The organism is Tepidimicrobium xylanilyticum (assembly GCF_900106765.1).
Classification (GTDB): domain Bacteria; phylum Bacillota; class Clostridia; order Tissierellales; family Tepidimicrobiaceae; genus Tepidimicrobium; species Tepidimicrobium xylanilyticum.
This window is the reverse complement of the sequence record NZ_FNNG01000001.1, coordinates 434,720-459,303: the sequence shown is the minus strand read 5'-3', so window position 1 is coordinate 459,303 and position 24,584 is coordinate 434,720. Positions and strand designations below refer to the sequence as shown.

Genomic DNA, 24,584 nt, shown 5'->3' with positions numbered 1-24,584 from the left:
TTATCCCTCCAGGGCTTCTTTTATATTGGTTCCATAGTCTATTATATAGACTGGAATTCCATCCTGCCTAAGACTTTTTTCTACAGAAGAATCTAAAAAACCGTTGTTATACTGTTGGTCCCAAGCCATAATAATCAGAGGTTTTAGGAATCTGCTCTTTAGGAAGATTCCAAGGCTACCAGTGGCTTTATCTAAATTTGGTGTAATTATTATAACTGTAGTTCCTTTTTTAAGGATATTGCTCCTATATTGAATAAAGGGATTAAGGTTTTTATAACCATTTCCTTTAAATTTAGCAAAGATAGTTAAAAAGGGTTTTAAATCAGTACTCTGCTGTCCTTCTATATCAACAATTTGATCTTCATATTGGGTGAGTAATTGGACGGGTATATTCCTATTTAAATAATAGTTTATTATGCTTAGACTAATATCTACCATTTTGTCTTCTAACCGTCTGTCTACATCATTTTCAAGATATTTTTTGTAATTGTTCATGAATATTACTACATTAGTATCGCCCTTGTTTTCATACTCCTTAGTAATAAGTTCACCTAATTTAGCCGATAACTTCCAGTGAATTGATTTTACCGAGTCCCCTTCCCTGTATTCCCTTACGGAAGAAATTCTGCTTTTATCCTGAAAAGCTAAGTCCTCTATCATCAGTTCTCCTAATTGTTCTACTTTAGTGCTTCTAAAGGCATCAAGGGATATTGGTTCTGGATATACTAAAAGGGATGTTTGGGAAAGAATATTTTTATTAAGGGTATAAAGGCCAAATCCATCTTTTATGAGAACTTTTATTTGTCCCAATTGATAATAGCCTCTTCTTTTCAAGGTTATAGTTTCCTTATGATAGAATTTTTCCTTTGGCTCTAAGGTGGTGATTATATTAGGAGCTTTTGAACCCGTTAGGTCTTTAAATATGGTATTTTCTATTTCTAAATATGGTACTATAAACCTGCTTTTATTATCTATCTCATAGCTTATGGTGATTTCATCTCCCACGTATATTGAATCTTTTGGGATTTTAACATAGCCTTTTAGCCTATGGAGGACCATCAGGTTGTGAATTAGGGGGACTAATAAGGTTAGTAGGAATATGTAAAACAAAAAATAAGGAATAGTTCCTCCAACTAGTAGCAAAAAAGCTATTAAGATTATGAAAATAAGCCAAACTTTTTTATTCTTAATAGTGCTTTTCATTGGCTATCACCGGTATATATATGGTATTTAATATATTTTTAAGTACTTCCTCTACGGTTTTTCTTTCTATTCTCGATTCTGGTGAAAGTATCAACCTATGGGTTAATACGGGTAATGCCATTTCCTTAACATCATCGGGTATAACGTAATCTCTACCTGATAAAAAAGCTTTACCCCTAGCTGCTCGAAGCAAATCTATGGAAGCTCTAGGGCTGGCACCTAGTTGTAATTCCTTTGAGCTTCTAGTAGCATTGGCTATATTTATTATGTACTCGAGAATATCCTCATGAACTGTTAAACCGTCCACCATATTTTGCATATCTAAAATATTCTCTTTAGTTACTACTGCTTCAATATCCTCTAATTTTTTAATGGATTGATGATTTTTAAGTATTTCTACTTCATAGTGTTTTTCTGGGTATCCTAGGGATATTCTTATTAGGAAACGATCTAGTTGGGCTTCTGGAAGGGGAAAGGTTCCTTGATATTCTAATGGATTTTGGGTGGCGATTACTATGAAAGGTTTTTCTAAAACGTAGTCCTTTTCTTCTGTAGAAACTTCTCCCTCCTCCATTGCTTGTAATAAACTTGATTGGGTTTTGGGGGAAGTTCGATTGATCTCATCAGCTAAAAATATATGGTTAAATATAGGACCCTTCTTAAAGGAAAAAGTTCCTAAGTCCTTATCGTAGATATTGATTCCTATAATATCTGAGGGCATTAAATCGGGCGTAAATTGAACCCTTTTATAGGATAGGTCCATACTTCTTGCTAAAGCCTTTGCTAAAGTGGTTTTACCTACCCCTGGAATATCCTCTATTAGAATATGGCCTCTAGCCAGTATGGCAATTAGAATCTTCTCGATTACATCATCCTTCCCTATGATAATCCTTTTAATATTCTCCAATATCTTTAAAGCTTTGCTATTATCCATGTTATCCTCCATTGTTCAGTTTTATAGTGTTTTAACTCATTTTATATTAATACCCTGTTAAACGGTTTACTAACATATAGAAACTAGATGTTCATAGAGAAATATAATATTGTGCTTTAATATATGGTTAAAATATAATAATTAATGAGGAGCAAATATATGATTTGGGGTTGATAATATGGATACAAAGGTTAAGCATTTATTAGAACAGTTTAAGGGATTTAAACTATTAGCAGGTGCTGGTGGATTGGATAGAAAGGTAAGTACTGTAACCGTAATGGATGCTCCTGATATATATAATTGGATGAAAGGAGGAGAATTCCTAATTACTACAGCCTATATAATGAAGGATAATCCGCTGGAGCTAGAGGACTTGATAATTAAACTAAACAAAAATGGCGCATCAGCTTTAGGAATTAAATTAGGTAGATTTATTGAAGATTTACCTAATGAGGTGAAGGATACTGCAGATGGGCTAAACTTTCCTATTATATATATACCAATCAATTATGCATTTAGCGATGTAATACATCCTGCCCTATCCAGAATAGTTAATGCTCAAGCAAAAAAATTGATGATGTCAGAAAGAATTCATAAGTCCTTTACCCAGATAGTTATTGAAGGTAGGGGAACTAATCATATAGTTGAAACTCTTTACGGAATATTAAATAGGAATGTTGTTTTTAAAGATTTAGTATTTAATAGAATTTATATAGTAAGTAAATCTAATAAATTTAAGGATGATATTGAAAATTTAAGCCTAGATAGTATGTTGGGTAAATATTTTAATTATCCCGTTCAAATTGGTAGTTCTATTTATGGGTATATAATAGTTGATGAAAGCAAAGATACTAACAGCTTAGAGGATTTAGATAAAATAACCATAGAACATGCCAGTACAGTTATTAAACTGAATATACAGAAAGAGATTTCCAATCGTCAAATTGAACAAAAATATAGGGATGAGTTTATTCAAGACTTATTATTGAATAATATTAGGACTATAGAGGAAGCAAACAACAGGGCAGCATTATATGGTTGGAAAATGGACAGAGGCCTTGTTTGTGTAATAGTGGATATAGATGATTATAAGAAGAGATTTTTATCCTTAGAAAAGACAAAAGGGTTAGAAGAAGAGAGGGATATTATATTTAGGCTCATTACAGCGAAGATGAAGAAGAAATTTTATAAATGTTTCTATACTACCTATAGTGATAGTATAGTATATCTAATAGAGCCAGATGTAAGTCCTATGAAGGATTTCTTTATAAAACTTGAGAGGGTTTCAGAAGAAATTAGAAAAGAAATTAGAGAAAATAGTCAATTTACAGCTACCATAGGAATAGGAAGTTATAAAGAATCGGTAATAGATATCTATATTAGTTTCATAGAGGCTCAAAAAGCGGTGAGGATAGGTAGAACCATCTATGGTGGGGATAATACTCATGTTTATGATGATTTAGGGGTCTATAGAATGCTTTTCGATATTTCCCAAGGAGAAGAAGCAAATAACTTTTGTAGCCAATACCTGGAGAAATTAATAGATTATGATAGAAAGAATAATTGTGAGTATATGGAAACTTTGAGGTGTTTAGTGGAAAACGATTGGAATCTAAAGAAAACAGCAGAGGACTTGTTTATCCACTATAATACTATGAAATATAGGTTTAATAAAATTAGTGAAATAATCAACTTGAATTTAAATAATAGAGAAGAAAAGTTTATGATAGAACTTTGTTTAAAACTACTGGATATAAGTAAACAATATTCATTGTACATGAAGACTAATATATAGTCTTCTTTTTTATATCTTAAGTACAATGACTATTATTTATAATAGTTGTAAAATGCTATTAAATAGAAAATTAACAAGGAGGTAATTGTATGTATAGTACAAAGGTAGGCATGCTTAGGGGTGTTTTGGCTTCCGTCAAAGAGGGACAATTATTAGACCCTGATAAGGCATTGGATAGGACTGGGAAAATTGTTTTAAAAAATGGACTAGTAGTAGATCCAAAAAACAAGATAGAGGAAGTACTGGATGTAGCTATATCAGGTGATGAAATAGTAGAAGTAGGAAAAGATATCTATGTAGAAAAGGGAGATATGGTAATAGATTGTGAAGGCTTGCTAGTTGTACCGGGGTTGTTAGATATGCATCTTCATCTAGGAGATTTATTTGAAGTAAGTACTGATCCAATCTATGGTGCAGCAGCTGATGGTGTAACTATGGCTCTTTCTCCTGGAGCGGGAAATACTTTTATGGCTCCATCATTACTAGGGGCAGAAGTGGATAGAGGAGTACCAATAAATTTAGGATTATACCAAGGAGCAGCTAGTGTTTTATCTACAATGTTATCTGTTGAAGAGTTAATCAAGCTATATAAAGGTGAACTTGAGGAAGAAATAGCCTCATCTAGGATGACAAGAAATGCAATCACAAATACTACAGCACCCTTAATAGTTGGTATAAAGGATCATATGGGGCATTTCTTAATGTCTAATGAAAACATAGATAAAATATTTGAAATAACTTCTAAAGCTAAATTAATCTATATGACTCATACCCAGGATCCCGAGCATGCTATAAGACTAATTGAATTGTCTAAGGGAAGACCAATTCATCTAGGCCATGCAACGGCTGCTGGGTGTGGTACCCACAAGGATGCAGTTGAGTCTATGAAGATTATAATAGATTTATGTAAAAAGGAAAATGTAACGGGAGAATTTGTAACCACTATGCTGAGAGAAGGCGGCGGAAGTAGAGAAGGACTCATAATGCCTAAGAAATCACAAGAGTTGGCCTATAGTGCATTAGAACAAGGAATAGTAGATGTGTTAATATCTGATGGGCAGAACGATGCGACTATGAAAGGTTTTGGAGATACAAGGGATAATATACCAGCCATATTAGAATTAGCAGAAATGGGTGTATTGAGCTTATCCAATTCAGTGGCTACTATGACTTCTAATCCAGCAAGACTCATAGCTGAAAGAACTGGAAATGGCTGGTGGATAGAAAAAGTTGGGCATTTAGGAAAGGGTGCATTAGCCAATGTAACTGTAATTAATAGGGAAGTAAAATCTGCTGCTTATACCATAGTAAATGGAGAGATTGTAGGTTTTGAAAGTAGGGCAGTAAGGCGAGGCAGTGGAGCAGGAGGATTTGTAAGCAAATTTGGTATGGTTAAGAGAATAGGAGTAGGGGATTTGGTAATGTTTTCATACAAAAGATAACAATAGATTTTGAAGGAGGAGTTTGAGTTGAAGGAGAGAACGGAGAATATTTTAAGAAAATTAGTCAGCATAAACACAACCAATCCACCTGGTAACGAAATGGATGCAATAAAAACTATTTTAGGCTTTTTCCCTGAAGATATAGCATATAAAATAGTAGAACATGGAGATAATAGAGGTTCTTTAATATTGGAGATTAAGGGAGAAGATGAAGAGAAAATAGGTTTCATAGGTCATTTAGATACGGTGCCAGTACCAGATGAATCTAATTGGGTTTATCCACCTTTTGATGGAGTAACTAAGGATGGATATATGTATGGAAGAGGTACTGCTGATATGAAGGGTGGAGTTACAGCAATGATATTGACAGCCCTACATTTCATAGAAAATAACATAACTCCTCCTCATACCCTTAAATTCGTTTTTACAGCTGACGAAGAATCAGGGGGTATAGGGGTACAAGCCTTAAGGGATAAAGACCTTTTAAAGGATTTATCCAAAGTATTTATTCCAGAACCAACGGATGAACAGATTGGTATATGCGAGAAAGGAGCATTATGGCTAAATATCTATGTAAAGGGTAGGGCTTCCCATGGTTCTAGGCCAGATTTGGGGATTAATGCCATAGAAAAGCTATATGAATTTGTTTGTAGGTTGAAAGGAAATATGGATTTAGAAAAAGAACATTTTTTATTGGGGAAATCTAGTTTTGCTATTACTTTGATTAGCGGAGGGGTAAAAACCAATATTATACCAGAAGAAGCAAAAGCATCTGTGGATATAAGGACAATACCTGGAATTGACCATGAAGAAATATTAAAGAAGGCCCATGAGATTTGCAAAACAATGGAGGAGGAAAAGCCTGGAATTTCCATAGAAATATTGGTAGTAAACAATAGGCCTCCATTAACCATAGATGAAGGAAATACTTTTATAAAGGAAATAATTAAAACATATGAAAAGTTGTCCTATCCAGTGAAATTTAAGGGATTAAACTTTTATACTGATGCATCCCAGCTTATACCGTTTCACCATATACCCTTTGTAATACTAGGACCTGGTGAGGAAAAAATGTGCCATCAGAGGAATGAAAGGATAAGTATAGAATCCGTTATGAGGATGGCAAAACTTTATATCTCTTATATTATTAACTCTTAGAAGGGAAGGATAGATATGGTAAATACCAAATCCAAAGTAAAAAAATATAGTAAGGGTTCAGTAACAGGGCTTATAATATCTGTCGGAATTGGTTTTATTATTTATTTTGTTTTGAATAATATTAATATTGCCAGCGGTTGGCTAGATTACAATATAATCGTAGCTAACGCAGGTAATAATCCACTGTATAAACTTATATGGTATATTATGAATTTTACAGAAGCCCAATTTTATGCAGGATTCTTTGCTTCCTTAGGAATAATAATAGGAGGATTTATAGCTTGGAGATTAGATGTTAAGAATTCTAAATTTAGAGGGTTTGATGTATCTTATGGTTCCAACTTGTGGCCTTGGGTATTGGCTTCCCAGTTACTTTCCTTATTTATTGCAGTATTCGTTTTAAACTATACTAGATTTTTTAATGTGGGGGAATATACTTGGTTGCCAACCTTCATAACAGTAGTAGGTGCTCCACCAGCAATAATGCTACTTTATGGCCCCAATATAAAAGCATTATTTACTAGCTCTATACTTGGAGGAATAATGGGATTTCCAGTAGCCATGTGGATTAGCAATTATATTATACCCGTACTAGATGTGCCAGGAGTAGTATCCAACGTATTTACAATGGCCATTACTGGACTGTTGATTTGTGCTATATGTAAAGCGTTACCATGGATGGAAAAGATGCCATCTAAACCTTATAATAGAAAGGAAAAATCTCAAGAAGAAGTTTTAAAAGAAATGGAAGGACCTCAATGGTTTGTAAGAAGGGTCTTAGCAGATTTTTCTGAAGCTCAATTTTATGGGAACGAAATAGCAGGGCTACTGGTCATAATAGGAGCTTCCTTGGATTGGATACTTAATATGAATCATGGTGCCTATGGGTCGGGAACAATACCAGCCATTATACTGTCCCAATTTATAGGATCAGCAGTAGGAGTATTTTTATACTTTGACAAATATGTGGAGAAAGGATGGTATGGTACCTATGTACCAGTGGTAAGCGTTGGGCCTGCTTGTGTTTTAATGTTTGGTTCATCAGTAGGGGTTGCTGCAATAGCAGGTATATTGGGAGGAATAATAGGGCCTCCTTTAGCAGAATATGTTTGTGATAAACTTCCAGATGGATATCATCCTACCATAGGAAATGTTACGTCCATGGGAGTTACAACCATAGTAGTATCGGTTATAATAAAGGTACTTCCTTGGTTTTAGAAAACCAGTCTTTTAGACTGGTTTTCTACTTTATATTAATGTTATGGTATAATATTTCTAAGTTTAAATAGGGAGGGATATATATATTGGGGAATAAGGGTTTTGATTTAGCGGCTATGATAAAGCCAAAGGGATTAAAGTTGGGAGCTACTCTGGGAGTGGTTGCACCTGCTAGTCCAACAACTAAAGAAAAGTTGGAATTAGCCTATAAAAAACTTAAACAATTGGGGTTTAATGTGGTTATGGGAGAAAGCTGCTACGAAAACTATGGTTATCTGGCTGGCTCTGATGAATTAAGGGCTAGGGACTTAAACAATATGTTTAAGAATGAAAAAATCCATGGCATCATATGTTTAAGAGGAGGTTATGGAACTCCTCGAATTCTAGACTTATTGGATTATGAAATGATTAGAAGAAATCCGAAAGTATTTATTGGATATAGCGATATAACTGCTTTACATATTGCTTTTAACCAATTGTCAAACTTAATAACCTTCCATGGCCCTATGGCTGCTTCTGATATGGTGGAAGGGTTTGGGGATTTTTCTAGAGAGAGCCTATTAAACTCCATATTAGATGGAGATTTTCAGCCTAATATAGTGAATCCAACGAAGGATATAAAAACTCTTAACGGAGGAGTGGCAGAAGGGAGAATAATAGGAGGCAATTTATCATTAATAGCTGCTACTATAGGAACTCCCTATGAGATAGATACTAGGGGAAAAATCCTATTGATTGAAGAAATAGGAGAAGAACCTTATTCAGTAGATAGAATGCTTACCCAGTTGATGCTTTCAAAAAAACTAGAGGAGGTTGCAGGAATTATTTTAGGAGATTTTAAAGATTGTGATACTAAAAGTTCTGAATATGACAATACCCTAAACTTAGAACAGGTAATAGATGATATAATAAAGCCCTTAAATAAACCAACCATAACCAATTTAGAAGCAGGCCATTGTGAACCTGTAATAACCATCCCCTTAGGAATAAGGGCAAGGTTGGATGCAGATAAGAAGGAATTGATATTGTTGGAACGGCCTATATTATAATTTAATGAAATATCGGATAATAGGTAAATATGACACCTGATCCGATATTTTATTTTGCTTAAAAAGGAAGGAAAAAAGAATTCTATGTCTAATATAATAGTAAAAGGAAAAGAGGTGGGGATATGCAAAGGGGAAGGTATAGAGTAAAAGTGCTAGTATTAGTAGGGTTAATACTAATGAACACCATATTCATTTCCGCTGAAAAAGCAGTGGAGGAGGATTCTATAGAGGATATTGAGGGTAAATTATTTGATATTTCCGAAGAGGAAAGGGAGATTTTAGGATTGCTATTTACCCAAGTTCAGGAAATTGAAGAATTGGAAAGGCAGAAGGAAAGCATTCAATTGGACATAGAAAATATGAAAAAAGTAATTGAAAACTTAGAGGATAGGATAGAGGAAGAAACTAAAAACTATGAAGATAAGTTGGATATTTTAAAAGAAGTGTTGAGATCCTATCAGAGGATGGGGCCTATTTCTTACATTCAAGTAATATTGGATGCAGATAATATAACCAGTTTACTTAGGAGGGTTAATATATTAAGGGATTTAACTAAGAACACTGGTGAATTATTGGATTTTATTCAACAGATTAGGGATGAGTTGACCGCAGAAAAAATGAATCTGGATGAAAAACTTAATCTTTTACAGGAGAAGGAAGGGGATTTAGCTAAAACCTTAGAGGAAAGAGAGAGCAAAATAAAAGAACTAGAAGCCCATCTGGCATCCTTAAATGAGAACAGACAGTACTATGAAGAACAGCTTGGTATTATATTGAAAATGATTGAAGACTTAACCCTGTTAATTCAAAATGCTACAAAGGAGTTTACTCATATTATAAGAGGTGGGAATTTACCAGAAGAGGAGCTAGAATTGAAACTTAACTTGGAGGGGATAAAGGCCATAATATATGAGGATACATTTAATAAAATACTCCAATCTAATGACAATTTACCCCATATAATAATCCATTTTCATCAAGATCTTATTGAGATGGAGTTTCCAGAGGAAAATTTACTCCTTAAGGGGAATTTTTTAATATTGGATGGACAAACCTTGCAGCTTCAAGTGGAGGAAGGAAATTTCTACGGGTTTTTGCTTAATAGGGGAACCATCGATAGATTCTTTGAAGAAGGATATTTTTTATTAGATATTAGCCCTATATTAGGGAAAAATGGTATAAAATCTATAAAGGTTATGGAGGGATATTTAGAATTGACTGTTGAAATAAATATGTTTTGATTTTGATAGGAGGGTTTCATATGATAGAAGCCAATAATGTGGATTTAGTTTATGGGGATGGGACTAGGGCTTTAAAAAATGTAAATTTACATATTGGAGCAGGGGAAATAGTTTATATTACCGGCCATAGCGGTTCGGGAAAGACCAGTTTATTAAAACTATTAATGGGCATGGAATATCCGACTAAAGGCCATTTAATGGTAATGGGACAAGCTATGAAAAAGGAGGAAAGGCATAATATAAGAAAGCTTAGGAGAAATATAGGACCTGTATTTCAAGAATTTAAACTAATAAGGGGAAGAACTGCCTTTGAAAATATAGTATTGGGAATGAGATTTTTAGATTTTACTCCCAAAGAGATGGAAGAAAACAGCAAGAGGGCTCTGGAAAAGGTTGGTTTAATACATAAAAGGGATTCGTTAGTGGACAACCTTTCTTGGGGAGAAGGTCAAAGGATTGCAATAGCGAGGGCCATTGCCAGAAGGCCCAAATTGATTTTGGCTGATGAACCTACAGGAAATTTAGATATTGACAATGCTTTAAATATTATGGATATTCTTACCTCCCTTAGAGATGAATCAACCACAGTAATAATTACCACCCATGCAACCCATTTAATAAAGGATAAAAAAGAAGGGATTTTTATTCAGATAGAGAGAGGAAATATTGAGTTGGAGAGACGGGAGGAACTGGGATATGAGTAAAAAAATTTATAATTTAGTGTATTTTTTGAAGGAATCCAAGACCTTATTTAAAATAGATTTCTTCTCCAACCTATTTTCTATAATAAGCATTGGATTAATATTTTTTATTCTATCATTAGTTCTTCTAGGGTGGAGGGTTAGCAATTATATTATTGAAATAGTGGAAAGTGAGGCAGAGATAAACGTCTATTTTGACCTTCAGTTAAAAGAGGATGAGATTAAATTTTTAATGGAGGATATTGAAAAAATAGATGGAGTTAGCCATGTAACATTAGTTAGCGAAAAGGAAGCCTATAATAGAATGGCAGAAATATTGGGGAAAGAAGCTCATATTTTAGAATTGTTTGATGAAAATCCTTTTACTCCTTTTATTGAGGTTAAGATCCATATTGAAGAGGTGGATTCCATTTTGGCTAAATTGGAGTTTATAAAAAATATAGATTATATCCGCGACAATAAGAATATTATAGATAGGTTACAGCGAATTTTAATTATATTGAAGGTAATTGGAGTATTGGCCATAGTTGCCATTGGAGTTTCCACTTTAATAGTAGTATCCCATATAATTAGACAAGGGATTTATAATAACAGGGACCAAATTAATACCTTAGAACTATTGGGGGCACCAGATACGTTTATTGGATTTCCCTTTTTATTGGAAGGCCTGTTTCTAACTTTGATAGGTGGGTTAATTGCTTGTCTGCTCCTTAGCTTGACGGTTAATTTGGGTTATTCAAAGCTTTCAACTACACTGACCTTTATGCCTTTACCAACTAAGGATAGACTAATCCTTCCAGTGGGAATATTTATTATAACTATAAGCGGAATTTTAGGAGTACTAGGAAGCTTATTTGGGCTAGCTAAGCATAATGAAAAAAATTAATATTTATTCCTAATAACCAACTAGAATGTAGTTGGTTATTTTTGTGGTATAATATTATAGGCAGGCTAATTTGAAAACATATTTTAAGGGGGCCAAAAAATGCGTTTAGAGATATTTGATTTTATTGATGATACCGTTACTATAGTTGATGGGATGAGAGATTTACTAGAGGATGGAAACAGGGAATTGGAGTATTTTTTTAAGGAGAAATTTTTGGACTTAGACAACATATTAAATGTTAGCTCAAGGGTCAAATCATCCATGAGCTTGAAGGAAAAGATATTTAGGAACAATTTTTATTTAAAATACCAATCGCCTGAGGAACTTGTAGAAAACTTGACGGATTTAATTGGAATTAGGATAGAGTGCAGATTTATTGAAGATGAGGAGCAAGTATATAATAAGCTGTTTAAAATATTTAATAAACTAGGGGAAGAAGGCTATTATTATAATGAGGAAAAGCCCAATATACTTCTCAGATTAGACGGAAAACAACCTAGGCTACAGAAAAACGGTTTTGGCATATATAAGATCGAGGGGAAATATATAAAGGAAAAAAGGACCATAAAATTCGAATTACAGATCAAATCTCTTGTAAACGTATTTTGGGGGGAAGTAGAGCATAAGGTATTATATAAGAACTACAAATATTTGATTACAGAGGAACTTTTTAAGGATATAATGCATTCTTTAAAGGAAAATTTAAGCATGATAGATAGACAGCTTATGATTCTGTATAATCATTTAAAGGATATAGATGAATATAATGTAGATAAAAGAAGGGAACAATTGGAATCTATCCTTTCTAAAATAATATATGAAATCTATTCAGAAAAGACCAAAGAGGAGTTTGGATTTGTTGTAGATTATAGGAAGTCCTGCGATGTAATAGTATCCTATGTTTTAAGGAAAAATGGCTTAAAGGAGGCCCCAGACAAAAGTTACGACGAAGAATTTTTAAAGGTTTTAGAAAGGCTCTATAAAATAAAGGAGAATGAAATATATATAGATAGACTCATAGAGTTTGAAAGGGATATTCAATATGAGGATAGCTTTTGCAAGAAGATTGGAGAAGCTATTTTAGAGATAATCAATAAGGATTTTAAGTGGAATTTATTTTTCAAGATAATATTCCAGCTAGGGGTAGGGAATAATGCAGAGGAGTTTGAAGGATTCCTGAAATTCTTAAGAAATCGCTTTTACAAGAATTTGGAAAATAACCAAACGTTGAACAGTAAGTTTACTAAGGAGGAAAGGGAAGAGATAATAGAATATATAATGGATTTGGTAGCAGATAGTTTCATTAAAAACAGGGAAATAGAGTTTATCAATGATGATAATATAGAATGTATGAATAGAAAGATCAATATTACATTAAATAAGATTATGAATTACGAGACATGGAAGGAAAATATCAAATATTTTACTGATGAGCTAGCTATGAAGTTTGACAATTATAAATAGGCCATGTGATACATGGCCTATTTATATTGTTTAATTAAAATATACAAATTATGGTCCTATTTTTTAAAAACAGGCAGGACTTTGTTAAAATATGTCGAAATATATTTAGGTTAGGAAAACTACTAAATATAATAGTTGACATGCAAAGGAGATGGTAAGTATGGGCAAAATATTTAAAAAAAGAACCAAGAAGATAGGTTTGCAATTTTTGAAAAAGAGGCCTAAGCAAAAACGCACTCGCAAACTTTTCAAATCTAGTAGCATAGGTAATAGGATAAGCATATCTACTATTATTGTTTTGGTATGCATAGTATTCATACAAACTAGCATATCATATATTATTTCAGAAAGGCGGTTAATAAAATCTGCAGAGAATTTACTACTCCATAAGGCTACTGATACGGCAACTATTGTAGATAATCAAATAAGAAGCTATAATAAGAACCTTGAAATTTTGGGTCATTTAAGCAGTATATCTAACCCAAATGTTCCTGTAGAAGAAAAGTTTGAAATATTAAAATCTGAGAAAGAGAGGCTTGGGTTAAGCAGTATTGGGTTGGTAGATTTAGAAGGTAACTTAGTATTAGACTCATTGGTTGAGAGTAATATTAAGGGAACTAAGTATTTTGAAAGGGCTAAACAAGGCGATACATATTTTTCTCAACCGATTAGAAATAGTTTCACTGGCAAAAATGAAGTAGTTATCTCATCGCCTTTAGTATATAATGGTGAAATTGTAGGCGTTATACTTGGTTACAAGAGTGCAGATGAGCTTTATGGCATTGTAGAAAATATAGTAATTGGTGAGACGGGCGTTGCTTATATACTAAACGAAGTAGTGGATATAATTGCTCATCCTACTATAATAGGTAGCAGCACTGAAAATGCAGACTATTACCATGCACCCATCAACTTTTCAGCTTTAGAACAACGGATAGATGAGTCTTCTAAAGTAGAAATAGATGAAATATATGGCAATATCCGTAAAGGTCAAAATGGAAGCGGAAAGTATGTTAGCGAAGGTAAATCAATTCATATAGGATATGCTCCAATTAAATCAAAAAATTGGACTTTAGTTGTTACCATTGATGAGGCTGAAGTTTTGAAGGAATTAGATTCTTTGAAAAATTTAACTGTAATTATATTGGCATTCGCTATTATATTGGGTTCTGTTTTCGCATTAATAATTAGTAAAAGTATTACGAAACCTATTAATTTGGTAACAGATTATTGTAATAAACTATCTGAGCTAGATTTAAGCTCTAATATAAGTGAAAAGGCTTTAAAACGTAAAGATGAATTAGGTAAAATGGCCTCCTCCATTCAAATTGTAGTAGATAATCTACGGAATATAGTTAAAGAGATAAGGGATTCTTCTATCCAGGTTGCATCATCTTCTGAAGAGTTGGCAGCTATATCTGAAGAATCTACTGCTGCTGCAACAAGTATTGCTGAAAATAGCAATGATATTGCTGAGAATTCTCAAAAGCAGTTAGAAGAGATATTAAACATTAGCTCCTCTATAAATGAAATATCAACGCAAATGAATTATGTATCCAATCAGATTCATGATGCAGAAAGCAATAGTAAGAATGTATTTGAAAAAACAAACTTAGGAAAAGAAAAAATAGATGATGTAATAACTCAGATGGCTAATATAGAAAATAGTACCCATAGCGTTAAAATATCATTGAACGATATTACATTGAGTTCTAGCAAGATGAACCAAATGTTAGAAATCATCGAAAGTATTGCTGAACAAACTAATTTATTAGCTCTAAATGCAGCTATAGAGGCAGCCCGTGCAGGGGAATATGGAAGAGGTTTTGCTGTAGTAGCTGATGAGATTAGAAAATTGGCGGAAGAAACTAGAAAGTCTACTGAAGAAATATATGGTATAATTGAAAGTAACAACCAATTAATAGAAGAGGCCAATAAGAAGATGGATTTAAATAGTGAAGAAGTTGAAGCTGGAGTAATAGGTGTTAATGAAGCTAAAAAAGCATTTGATGAAATAGCTAGTTCTATACTTCAAATAGCTGTTAGTATAAAAGAAGTTGCTGCAGCAGTTAGTAATGTAGAAGGGCACATGACGTCTTTGACAGAGTCTTCTGGTACTATAGAGAATATGAGTAAGAATATATCAGCTCAAATTCAAAATGCATCTGGAGCTTCTCAAGAACAGATGGCATCTATGGAAGAGATTGCATCTTCTACAGAAAACTTAGCTAGTCTAGCAGAAGGATTAGAAGCATTAGTTCAAAATATAAAATTATAGAAAGAAGAGTTCCCCTATCATTTCCAAGTATGGGGGAACTCTTTCATTTGTGCAAGTTCTACATATATTTTCTTCCAAGTCAGTATTATAATATAATAGAAAATTCTTGCTTTTCAATTTATAAGGGGTGATATAATGAGCTCAATTGCATTGAAAGGGGATATAGTTTTTACTCCAAATAAGGATGCCTTTAAAACCTATAAAGATCATTATCTTGTTGTAGAGGATGGTAAGGTAGTAGGTATATTTAAAGAATTGAAAGAAGAATATAAAAACTACCCTGTCAAAGAATATACGGATAAGTTGATTATACCGGGATTTGTGGATATACATCTTCATGCACCTCAATATCCTAATTTGGGCTTAGGCTTGGATAAGGAACTTATCCCTTGGTTAAATACCTATACATTCCCAGAAGAAGCCAAGTATAATGATTTAGAGTATGCAGAAAAAGTTTATAGAAGGCTTATTTATGATTTGTGGAGAAAGGGAACTACTAGCTCGATAGTATACAGCAGCATTCATAAGGAAGGTACTAAACTGTTAATGGACTTATTTATTGATTCAAATTTAAGGGCATATGTAGGAAAGGTCAATATGGATAGAAATACAATCCCCGAACTGTCTGAAGATACGGAAAAGTCATTGGAGGATACGGAGGAAATAATAAAGGAATATAATGATAAATCTTCCCTAGTAAAACCTATAATTACTCCCAGATTTGTGCCTAGTTGTACTGAAAAACTGATGAAAGGGTTAGGGGATTTAGCTATTAGGTACGATATTCCTGTTCAGTCCCATCTAAGCGAAAATACTGATGAGGTAGAATGGGTTAAAAGTTTACATCCAGAGTTTAAGGATTATGCTTCCGTTTACAATGCCTATAATCTATTTGGACAGACAAAGACAATAATGGCCCACTGTATATATAATACGGAGAATGAGTTGGATCTAATGGAAAAGAACCAAGTCTATGCTGCTCACTGTCCTCATTCTAACTACAATCTATCTAGTGGAATTATGCCTGTAAGAAAATTCTTGGATAAAGGGATACCTGTAGGTTTAGGTTCTGATGTTTCTGGTGGACATAGTTTAAGCATGCCAAGTGTTATGGTTGCAGCCATTCAAGCTTCTAAGATGAAATGGTTGGAAACCAATAAGGAATTAAAACCTCTTACTAGCTCTGAAGCCTTTTTCCTAGCTACTAAGGGTGGAGGTAGTTTCTTTGGTAAGGTTGGTAGTTTTGAGGAAGGTTATGCTCTGGATGCATTAGTGATTGATGATTCTGATCTTGGTCATATGGATGGACTATCTCTTGAAGATAGATTACAAAGATTCATTTATATAGGCGATGATAGAAATATTGTAGAAAGATATGTGGATGGAAAAAGGGTAGAAAAGCCTATGTAGACAGAGTATTCCTACTATGATATAATTTTTGAAAAGAATAGTAAAAGGTAGGTATACTATGTCTAGAAAAAATGGTATCAGTATAGAGGATATGCTGGGATTAGAGGTAATGAAAAATTGTAAGATGATTGCAGGGTTTAAGGGTATTAAAAATACCATAACTAGGGTTAATATTATGGCAGACCCAGATATATTCGATTGGGTACAGCCAGGTGAATTCTTATTAACTACAGCTTATTTTTTCAAAAAGGACGATATAAAAGCTCAGAAAAGATTGATTAAAGAAGCCTCCGATAAGAAATTAGCAGGTATAGGCATAAAAATTCTACCCTATCTAGATGCTCTTCCAAATGAAGTAATCAATTATGCAGAAAGACTAAACTTTCCTATAATAGATATTCACTATTCAATCCCCTTATCAGATGTAATGATGGAAATATTTAAGGAAATATTTAACAAACAAGCTTCCTTGCTGGAAAGGATAGAAAGGGTTCATGAACGATTTATGGAAGTAATGTTAGAAGGTCAGGGGATAGGTCAAGTAGTGCAAGTAGTTCATGAAAATGTTAGAAATCCGGTAGTTTTAAATTTAAAACATTCTAATGAGATTTTTACCCAATTCGATGATTTAGATGATGGGATTGTTGAAGAACTTCTAGAGGATATGAAAGGCTTTTATGGCTCCAAAGATGGTAGAAGTGAATTGAAAAAATTAGATGAGGATAGGATTTTAATAAGCGGTAAATTTGTCACTAGAATGGTGATGCCCATTGTACTTAAGAATAACGTTTATGGGCATATATTCACTTGGTCAATAAGCTCCCCTTTAGGGGGCTTTGACTTATCAATTATAGAATCTGCTTCTACCACTATAGCTTTGGCAGTATTACAGGAATTGTCCGTTAGAGAAGTGGAAATCAGATATAGGTCTGAATTTTTTGAGGATTTAATTTCTGCAGATTCTAAGAGAAAAAGGAAAGCCTTAGAGAGGGCTCACTATTTCAATTTGCTCCCTAATGATTACTATGTAACAGAGGTAATGAGCTTTAAATTACAATTTGATGATGAAGATGATGAATACTATTTTGAGTACTTAAAGGATTATGTTAATAGCGTAGTGATGATGGCAGAAGAGATAATGGATTATTTGAATTTAAAGGGAATAGTTTCTACTAAATTAAATGGAATTCAGATACTATTAGGTTTTAGCGAGTTATGCCATGTAGAGGAAAGAATTAAGAATTTTAATAAAAGACTCCATAATGCATTGAAGGAAAGATACAAGAATATGGAGATAAGAATAGGAGTAGGTAGAGCATATAAGGGCTTGGATAAGGTGAACAAAAGTTTTTCTGATGCACTGAAGGCTATAAGAACAGGGAAGGCCCTTACTAGTAAGGAGATTATTACATTTAATGAGCTGGGCATTTTCAAAATATTATGTCAGGATTTTTTAACGGATGAATTGGAGGATTTCTACAATACTACGCTGAAACCGCTTGTAGATTATGATGAAAAGAAATCTACCGAATTGGTAAAAACTCTTGAAGCCTATTTTAAGTTTAATGGTAACTTAACCCGCATGTCCGAATACCTTTACACCCATTACAATACCATATTATATAGGGTAAATAGAATAAAAGAAATTACAGGAATGGACTTAGAGGATCCAAGTGATAGGCTAAATTTGGAAATAGCCTTGAAGATTAGAGAATTACTATAGGCAATTCATAGTACACAATTCACGGTTGTTAGGGTCTAGTTATTGGGCCTTTATAGTGACCTTCGGTTGGCGAAGAGACCCAATAGCGAGACCCTTAATTAATGGTGCATTGAAAAAACTACTCTTCCACAAGTGCTACTGCTCTTATTGGCGAGCCAGAGCCGTCTCTTATTTTTAAAGGTAGTCCGAAGTATAAGAATCTTTTGTTTACAAGCTTATCTAGATTGCAAAGGTTTTCCGTATTCGTTATATTATATTCACCGCAAACTAAATGACCTGAGAATCTAATGTCGTCTGGAGTTAAATCTATGGCAGGAGCGTCTACTCCAATGTTTACTACACCTTTTTCTGCTAGCCATTTAGCTCCTTCATAGCTTAGGCCCGTATATTCCGTTTGGAATTTATCAGTTCCGAAGGTTCTGTCATGATGGCCTGTATAAAGTAGCACTATATCTCCCTTCATAATCTTTTGTCCCGACCTTCTTTCAGCTTCTTCTAAATCTTTTGGTTCTATGTAATTAGGATATCTTACGTGGCTTACATCGAGACATATAGCACTACCCCAAAAATATTCTAAGGGCATTTTGTCGATAGTAGGACCTCCAGGTTTAAATTCTGACACTCCATCGCTATGGGTTCCACAGTGTTCCGATATTAATAGGTTTCTAGCAGAAAAGCCTACTGTTGGGCTTCCAGTCATCTTCATATTTTCTTCATGGGTCATATTGGTCATTATAAAGGTTCTTTGGTGCATTGGAAATATGGACATGCCTTCATAGATTTCTTGGGATAGATCTATTAGTTTTAGACTCATATTTACTCTTTCCTCCTTCCATTCATTATAGTGTTATGTAAATTATATACTCTTATCGTAAAAAAATAATATATATAAAGTCCACAAAATTATTAAAAGTTATAACAAAATATAGGTTTGACTTATTAGTTTATAAATATTTTTTATAGGATATCTACAAGGTTTATTTTAAAATAATATGCTAACATACTTACAAAGAATTTAAAAATCATTGTAAAAAATGAATTTTGCAAATATTTACATAAGTAATAATAGTTGGTTGTATTTTATTTTATGATAAATAATGCGGACAACCTTTTAAATTTCACCTAGATTGTTTAATAATAAACAATCAAATATTTAACATTGCTATTACAGCATACCAGCAAACGTTCCCAACAATTTAGCTAAAATTGGTACAACTTCCCTTTTTATAGGTATAGACAATGCTTATAATAGGGAATCAAGCCAATTAAATATAAAAATCTATTTATCTTAGTTATTGGGCCTAATAACTAGTAAAGATTAGAGAAAGCAAGGGGTGATACTAATAGCTTGATTTATTTAACTACTGGATATGCAAGCTGGGAAATATAGATGAAAATATCATATTAGTGTTCAACCAAAAAATGAGAGGTGAAAATAATTGGAAAATAAAGTTGTTGATAAATCACAATTAGGGTTACTTTATGATGTGCATGATAAACCTGGGTTTTTTACTTCTATTATTTTAGGATTCCAAAATATTTTAACATCTTTTGGTGGTATTGTTGCAGTGCCTTTGATTATTGCAGGAATTGCAGGATGCAATGTTGTTGAGACAGCTTTTTTAATATCAGCAGGATTACTTGCATCTGGTATTACATCTATAATACAATCAGCAGGAATTGGACCAAAAAAATTCCGTATTGGTGTAGGACTTCCAACAGTTATGGGAACAGATTTTGGATTTGTGCCACCTGCTAATATAGTTATCAATACTATGGGAGGAGGATTACCAGCTTATTTTGGTGCAACAGTATTAGGAGCAATATTTGAATTTATCCTAAGCTTCTTTGTAAAACCTTTGATGAAAATATTTACACCAACAGTAACAGGTACTGTTATCTCACTTATGGGAATGTCTATGATGCCAGTAGCTTTTGACTGGGTTGCTGGTGGGGTAGGTAATCCAAACTATGGAGATGTGAAATATTTGCTAGTTGCTGTAATTGTATTTGTTCTAGTATTATTATTAAACCTTTATGGAAAAGGAATGATCAGTACAGCTGCTGTTTTAATTGGGATTGTAATAGGATATATAATTTGTATTCCGATGGGGCTTGTTGATTTCTCACAAGTAGCAGAAGCTGACTGGATTCAATTACCTAAAATACTGCCCTTTGGAATTAATTTTGAACTTAAATATGTTGTTCCATTCCTAGCAGGATATTTGGTTACAATTATAGAAACCGTAGGGGTTATGGAGACACTTGGTCAAGTTACAGGAACTAGTATGACAGATGAAGATATGGTTGCAGGTGTTAGAGCTGATGCAGTGGGTTCTTTCCTAAGTCCATTTATTGGTTCAGGTCCAGTGCAATCCTTTAGCCAAAATGTAGGGTTAATCCCACTTACTAAATGTGCATCAAAACATATAGGTATTGTTACGGGTTTATTACTAATTTTCATGAGTCTTTGCCCTAAATTTTCAACAATTATATCTATCATGCCTTCATGTGTTCTTGGTGGTGCTAGTATATTAATGTTTGGTACAATTACAGTTTCAGGTGTTAAAACTTTGTTACAAGTTGAACTTAATAATAGAAACATATTAATTATTGCAAGTGCTTTAGGAATAGGATTAGGGGTTACTTTTAGACCTGAAGTTGTTGAGCAACTTCCTGGAATTCTAGGTAGTTTATTTGGCTCAGGAATTTCAGCTGGTACAATTGTAGCTTTATTGCTTAGCTTGGTATTAAAAGAAAGTCCTCAACATACAGTAAGTGAAATTATAGATTAAGATACAAAACGGAACTTTTAGAACTTAACAAAGTGAAATGGTTTAAGAATTAGTTTATCTTGAAAGAAAATTTCTAAGTAGTTTGTGACAAGTTGAATACTTCATCTTTCTAGGGAAGCTATTTATTAGATGGATTGTGAATAAATTAATAATAGACTTAAAATAGATATCATTAAAAACTTACAAAAAATTAATTTAAATGTATAAATAGAAAATACATTTTTATCAAACATCAACAAGGTATATTTTTTTTCTCCATGATAATATATTACTGGGAAATAAAAAAATAATAGGAGGGATATATTGTGGTATATGATGTAATTATTAAAAATGCCAGGATTCCACAAGGAGATGATACCGTTATCACCAATATACTGGTAAAAGACGAAAAGATTGCTGGATTTTTAGACAATGTGGTTGGCATAGAAGCTAAAGAGGTCATAGATGCTAACGGTCACTTAACACTACCTGGTTGTATAGATTCTCATACTCATTTCATGTATCAGGGGTTCCCACATAGGGAGAATTTCCTAACTGGTTCGGCTGCAGCAGCAAGAGGCGGTATTACAACTGTTATAGATATGCCTTGTTGCTCCGTTCCATCGGCTAGAAGTGTTGAACAGTTGAAGTTGAAAATCGAATTAGTAGAACCTCAAGCCCTAGTAGATTATGCTATGTGGGGAGGAGTAACTGGAGAAGACGTAAGAGAAGGTTGGTTACACAATGTAAAAGAGCAGGCAGATTTTGGAGCCGTAGCTTTTAAAGTATATATGACACCTTCCGTTCCAACTTATCCGAGGGTTTCTGATCCGGAAATGTATGAAGCCTTTAAAGCTGTAGCAGAAACTGGGCTTCCAATAGGAATTCATGCTGAAAACTTTGCTATGTGTGACTATTTTGTAAAGAAATTCCAAAGGGAAGGTAGAATGGACGGACCTGCTTGGGCAGAAGCTAGAATGGAACTAGCGGAAAAGGTTGCCATTCAATTAGGTATTAGCTTTGCTGAGGATACAGGTGCTAGACTTCATATAGTCCACATGAGTACAGGAATTGGAGCTAAATTGGTAGGAGAAGCTAAAGCTAGAGGATTGAATGTAACTAGTGAAACTTGTCCTCATTATCTAACATTAAATTATCAAGAAGCTATGACTAAGTACGGTCCATTAGCTAAAATTGCTCCACCTTTAAGGGAAAAGAAGGATAACGAAATGCTATGGGAAGGCTTAAATAATGGAAGCGTAGATTTTATAGCTACTGACCATGCTCCTTATGAAATAGAAAGTGAAAAGCATAAGAAGGGCATGAACATCTGGACTGCTTTCCCCGGGATACCAGGAGTAGAAACTATGGTGCCAATTATAGTTAGTGAAGGATATAACAAGGGAAGAATTTCCTTGTCCAAGATGGTGGATATATTAAGTACTAATGCAGCTAAGCACTACGGATTATATCCAAAGAAGGGTGCAATGCATATTGGTTCAGATGCTGACTTTACCATCATAGATTTAGAAAAAAGATGGACTATCGACCTTAAAGACCAAGCTTCCATGTGTGGGTATACACCATTAGAAGGAATGGAGTTAAAAGGAAAGGTAGTTAAGACCATAGTTAGAGGTCATTTGGTATTTGAAGATGTGGAAGGCAGCACCTTGAAGGATTTAAGCGACGAAGAATTACAAAGAATTGTTCACAAGTATCCTGAAGGCGTAGAAGAAAGATATTCAGAAATATTTAAAGAGTTTCCAAATCTACACAGCCAAGAATATGAAAAGAGCTATAGGAAAGAACATCCTGAATTGATAGATCAACATATTAGAGGAATTAAAGGCATTAAGGTTAGACCAGGATTTGGGAAATTTGTTAAGAGACAAAGCATTCAAGTTCTACCAAGAACTATAACCTATTAATAAATAAAATTTGTAAATAATAAAGGAGGAAGAATTATGCCAAGACATGGTATACTAATAATTGATATGTTAAACGATTTTGCTCATCCAGATGGAGTATTATATTGCCCAACCAATAGGACTATAATTCCTACATTACAAAAGCTTATGAACTGGGTTAGGGAGAGAAATGCCCAAGGCAAGGATGACATACAACTAATTCACATACAAGAAGCTCATAGGGAAAATGATGCTGATTTTAAAGTTAGACCAGTTCATGCTGTAAAAGGGACTTGGGGTTCAGAATTTATAGATGAGCTTAAACCAGAAAAAGGTGAATATATAGTTCAAAAGAGAAGGCACAGCGCTTTTGCCCATACAGACTTAGACTTGTACCTAAGAGAGGAAAAGATAGATACAGTAGTAGTTACTGGAACCTGGACAAATGTATGCGTTAGAAGTTCTGCATCAGATGCTTTATACTATGCATATAAAGTTATTACTTTAAGCGATGCTTGTGCATCAAAAACTGAAGAAATGCACCAAGCTGGACTTAAAGACCTAAGCATATTCTCGAAGGTTATGACCGTAGACGAGTATATAGATGCTTGGGAAAAAGGCCTAGACCCATGGGAAGGCGGCGGCGATCCAGAGAATAAAGTAGAATAGTTTAGACAATGGATAATTGACAATTTTAGACAGTTGACAGTGTGAAACGGATAATTATTAAAGTTTAACTCTTTAGTCTAAAGAGTGATTTGAGGTTGCTGTAAAAATCCGAAAACTAGGGCTAGGTAATTGTCAACTGTCAATTGTCAATTGAAGAAAGGTTGTTTGATATGAAGAAGATAGTAGTTGGAATATCAGGTGGAAGCGGATCAATTTATGCAGTATCCCTATTAAAAGCCCTTCAACAATTGAATATAGAAACTCACTTGGTGGTAAGTACCATGGGGGAGTTCGTTACTCAGCATGAATGTGGAATAGATTTACATGAATTAAAGAAGATGGCTACCTATTTCCATGACAACAAGAATTTTGCTGCACCAATAGCTAGCGGTTCCTTTAAGGTAGATGGCATGGTAGTTGTGCCTTGTTCTATGAAAACCCTATCATCTATTGCTAATGGTTTTACAGACAGCCTCCTTACTAGAGCTTGTGATGTGATCATTAAGGAAAAAAGGAAACTGGTTTTAGTGCCAAGAGAGACCCCTTTAAGCCCTATTCATTTAGAAAACATGTTAAAGTTATCAAGAATAGGAGTTACCATATTTCCTCCTAGCCCTGGATTTTATAATCATCCGGAGACTATCGAGGATATTGTTATAAATATGACTGGAAGGATACTGGATTCATTAGGCATAGACAACAATCTGGTTAAGAGGTGGAAAGGACTGTAGA

Annotated in this window: 19 protein-coding genes; 16 read left to right on the top strand and 3 right to left on the bottom strand. The window is 33.8% G+C overall.

Annotated features, from left to right (window positions below):
* The gene (locus BLV68_RS02030) at window positions 1–1,203 is read right to left on the bottom strand and encodes a DUF58 domain-containing protein (protein ID WP_093750339.1); all 1,203 of its coding nucleotides are present in this window, start codon (window positions 1,201–1,203) and stop codon (window positions 1–3) included.
* The gene (locus tag BLV68_RS02025; protein ID WP_200773602.1) at window positions 1,187–2,137 is read right to left on the bottom strand and encodes an AAA family ATPase; all 951 of its coding nucleotides are present in this window, start codon (window positions 2,135–2,137) and stop codon (window positions 1,187–1,189) included. The genes BLV68_RS02030 and BLV68_RS02025 overlap by 17 nt, the downstream gene beginning before the upstream one ends.
* A gap of 178 nt (window positions 2,138–2,315) precedes the next feature.
* On the opposite strand from BLV68_RS02025, the gene BLV68_RS02020 reads away from it, so the two are divergent.
* The 12 genes from BLV68_RS02020 (at window position 2,316) to BLV68_RS01965 (ending at window position 18,502) form a co-directional block, all read left to right on the top strand.
* A complete protein-coding gene (locus tag BLV68_RS02020; protein WP_093750335.1) occupies window positions 2,316–3,932 on the top strand; it encodes a PucR family transcriptional regulator in 1,617 nt (538 codons plus the stop codon).
* 89 nt (window positions 3,933–4,021) lie between these two features.
* Window positions 4,022–5,374 (top strand): amidohydrolase family protein, encoded by a 1,353-nt coding sequence (locus BLV68_RS02015; RefSeq protein ID WP_093750333.1) that lies wholly within the window; start codon window positions 4,022–4,024, stop codon window positions 5,372–5,374.
* A 27-nt stretch (window positions 5,375–5,401) separates the two neighbouring features.
* Window positions 5,402–6,532, top strand: coding sequence for a M20 family metallopeptidase (locus BLV68_RS02010; protein ID WP_159428582.1), 1,131 nt, complete (start codon window positions 5,402–5,404; stop codon window positions 6,530–6,532).
* 15 nt (window positions 6,533–6,547) lie between these two features.
* Entirely contained in the window at window positions 6,548–7,750 is a 1,203-nt protein-coding gene (locus BLV68_RS02005) for a hypothetical protein (protein ID WP_093750329.1), read from the top strand.
* An 86-nt stretch (window positions 7,751–7,836) separates the two neighbouring features.
* Window positions 7,837–8,799 carry a S66 peptidase family protein gene (locus tag BLV68_RS02000; protein WP_234949803.1) on the top strand — a complete coding sequence of 321 codons (963 nt, stop codon included), beginning with the start codon at window positions 7,837–7,839 and terminating at the stop codon, window positions 8,797–8,799.
* Window positions 8,800–8,921: 122 nt separating this feature from the next.
* Entirely contained in the window at window positions 8,922–10,040 is a 1,119-nt protein-coding gene (locus BLV68_RS01995; protein ID WP_093750327.1) for a coiled-coil domain-containing protein, read from the top strand.
* Window positions 10,041–10,060: 20 nt separating this feature from the next.
* A complete protein-coding gene (locus tag BLV68_RS01990) occupies window positions 10,061–10,744 on the top strand; it encodes a cell division ATP-binding protein FtsE (protein WP_093750325.1) in 684 nt (227 codons plus the stop codon).
* Complete coding sequence (locus tag BLV68_RS01985) at window positions 10,737–11,627, top strand: cell division protein FtsX (protein WP_093750323.1); 891 nt, start codon at window positions 10,737–10,739, stop codon at window positions 11,625–11,627. Before BLV68_RS01990 ends, BLV68_RS01985 begins: the two co-directional genes overlap by 8 nt.
* A 99-nt stretch (window positions 11,628–11,726) precedes the next feature.
* On the top strand, window positions 11,727–13,091 hold the full coding sequence (locus tag BLV68_RS01980; RefSeq protein WP_093750321.1) for a GTP pyrophosphokinase: 1,365 nt from the start codon (window positions 11,727–11,729) through the stop codon (window positions 13,089–13,091).
* A gap of 160 nt (window positions 13,092–13,251) precedes the next feature.
* Window positions 13,252–15,369 carry a methyl-accepting chemotaxis protein gene (locus BLV68_RS01975; protein ID WP_159428581.1) on the top strand — a complete coding sequence of 706 codons (2,118 nt, stop codon included), beginning with the start codon at window positions 13,252–13,254 and terminating at the stop codon, window positions 15,367–15,369.
* 135 nt (window positions 15,370–15,504) lie between these two features.
* Window positions 15,505–16,779, top strand: coding sequence for a guanine deaminase (gene guaD / locus BLV68_RS01970; RefSeq protein WP_093750317.1), 1,275 nt, complete (start codon window positions 15,505–15,507; stop codon window positions 16,777–16,779).
* A 58-nt stretch (window positions 16,780–16,837) separates the two neighbouring features.
* The gene (locus BLV68_RS01965) at window positions 16,838–18,502 is read left to right on the top strand and encodes a PucR family transcriptional regulator (RefSeq protein ID WP_093750315.1); all 1,665 of its coding nucleotides are present in this window, start codon (window positions 16,838–16,840) and stop codon (window positions 18,500–18,502) included.
* 118 nt (window positions 18,503–18,620) lie between these two features.
* On the opposite strand, the gene BLV68_RS01960 is transcribed toward BLV68_RS01965, so the two are convergent.
* Entirely contained in the window at window positions 18,621–19,316 is a 696-nt protein-coding gene (locus tag BLV68_RS01960) for a cyclase family protein (RefSeq protein ID WP_093750313.1), read from the bottom strand.
* Window positions 19,317–19,941: 625 nt separating this feature from the next.
* On the opposite strand from BLV68_RS01960, the gene BLV68_RS01955 reads away from it, so the two are divergent.
* The 4 genes from BLV68_RS01955 (at window position 19,942) to BLV68_RS01940 (ending at window position 24,583) form a co-directional block, all read left to right on the top strand.
* On the top strand, window positions 19,942–21,297 hold the full coding sequence (locus tag BLV68_RS01955) for a uracil-xanthine permease family protein (protein ID WP_093750311.1): 1,356 nt from the start codon (window positions 19,942–19,944) through the stop codon (window positions 21,295–21,297).
* Between the two features lie 305 nt (window positions 21,298–21,602).
* Window positions 21,603–23,204 carry a dihydroorotase gene (locus tag BLV68_RS01950; RefSeq protein WP_093750309.1) on the top strand — a complete coding sequence of 534 codons (1,602 nt, stop codon included), beginning with the start codon at window positions 21,603–21,605 and terminating at the stop codon, window positions 23,202–23,204.
* A 36-nt stretch (window positions 23,205–23,240) separates the two neighbouring features.
* Window positions 23,241–23,852, top strand: a complete 612-nt coding sequence (locus BLV68_RS01945) for a cysteine hydrolase family protein (protein WP_093750307.1) — start codon at window positions 23,241–23,243, stop codon at window positions 23,850–23,852.
* Window positions 23,853–24,022: 170 nt separating this feature from the next.
* On the top strand, window positions 24,023–24,583 hold the full coding sequence (locus BLV68_RS01940) for a UbiX family flavin prenyltransferase (protein WP_093750305.1): 561 nt from the start codon (window positions 24,023–24,025) through the stop codon (window positions 24,581–24,583).
* The last annotated feature ends 1 nt before the right edge of the window (window position 24,584 follow it).

Bases quoted from the DNA above. Each gene is read 5' to 3' on its own strand.
- BLV68_RS01940 (WP_093750305.1), top strand. From the start codon at position 24,023: ATGAAGAAGATAGTAGTTGGAATATCAGGTGGAAGCGGATCAATTTAT.
- BLV68_RS01975 (WP_159428581.1), top strand. From the start codon at position 13,252: ATGGGCAAAATATTTAAAAAAAGAACCAAGAAGATAGGTTTGCAATTT.
- BLV68_RS02005 (WP_093750329.1), top strand. From the start codon at position 6,548: ATGGTAAATACCAAATCCAAAGTAAAAAAATATAGTAAGGGTTCAGTA.
- BLV68_RS01965 (WP_093750315.1), top strand. From the start codon at position 16,838: ATGTCTAGAAAAAATGGTATCAGTATAGAGGATATGCTGGGATTAGAG.
- BLV68_RS01945 (WP_093750307.1), top strand. From the start codon at position 23,241: ATGCCAAGACATGGTATACTAATAATTGATATGTTAAACGATTTTGCT.
- BLV68_RS01990 (WP_093750325.1), top strand. From the start codon at position 10,061: ATGATAGAAGCCAATAATGTGGATTTAGTTTATGGGGATGGGACTAGG.
- BLV68_RS02020 (WP_093750335.1), top strand. From the start codon at position 2,316: ATGGATACAAAGGTTAAGCATTTATTAGAACAGTTTAAGGGATTTAAA.
- BLV68_RS01985 (WP_093750323.1), top strand. From the start codon at position 10,737: ATGAGTAAAAAAATTTATAATTTAGTGTATTTTTTGAAGGAATCCAAG.
- BLV68_RS02030 (WP_093750339.1), bottom strand. From the start codon at position 1,203: ATGAAAAGCACTATTAAGAATAAAAAAGTTTGGCTTATTTTCATAATC.
- BLV68_RS01980 (WP_093750321.1), top strand. From the start codon at position 11,727: ATGCGTTTAGAGATATTTGATTTTATTGATGATACCGTTACTATAGTT.
- BLV68_RS01995 (WP_093750327.1), top strand. From the start codon at position 8,922: ATGCAAAGGGGAAGGTATAGAGTAAAAGTGCTAGTATTAGTAGGGTTA.
- BLV68_RS01960 (WP_093750313.1), bottom strand. From the start codon at position 19,316: ATGAGTCTAAAACTAATAGATCTATCCCAAGAAATCTATGAAGGCATG.
- BLV68_RS02025 (WP_200773602.1), bottom strand. From the start codon at position 2,137: ATGGATAATAGCAAAGCTTTAAAGATATTGGAGAATATTAAAAGGATT.
- BLV68_RS02015 (WP_093750333.1), top strand. From the start codon at position 4,022: ATGTATAGTACAAAGGTAGGCATGCTTAGGGGTGTTTTGGCTTCCGTC.
- guaD (WP_093750317.1), top strand. From the start codon at position 15,505: ATGAGCTCAATTGCATTGAAAGGGGATATAGTTTTTACTCCAAATAAG.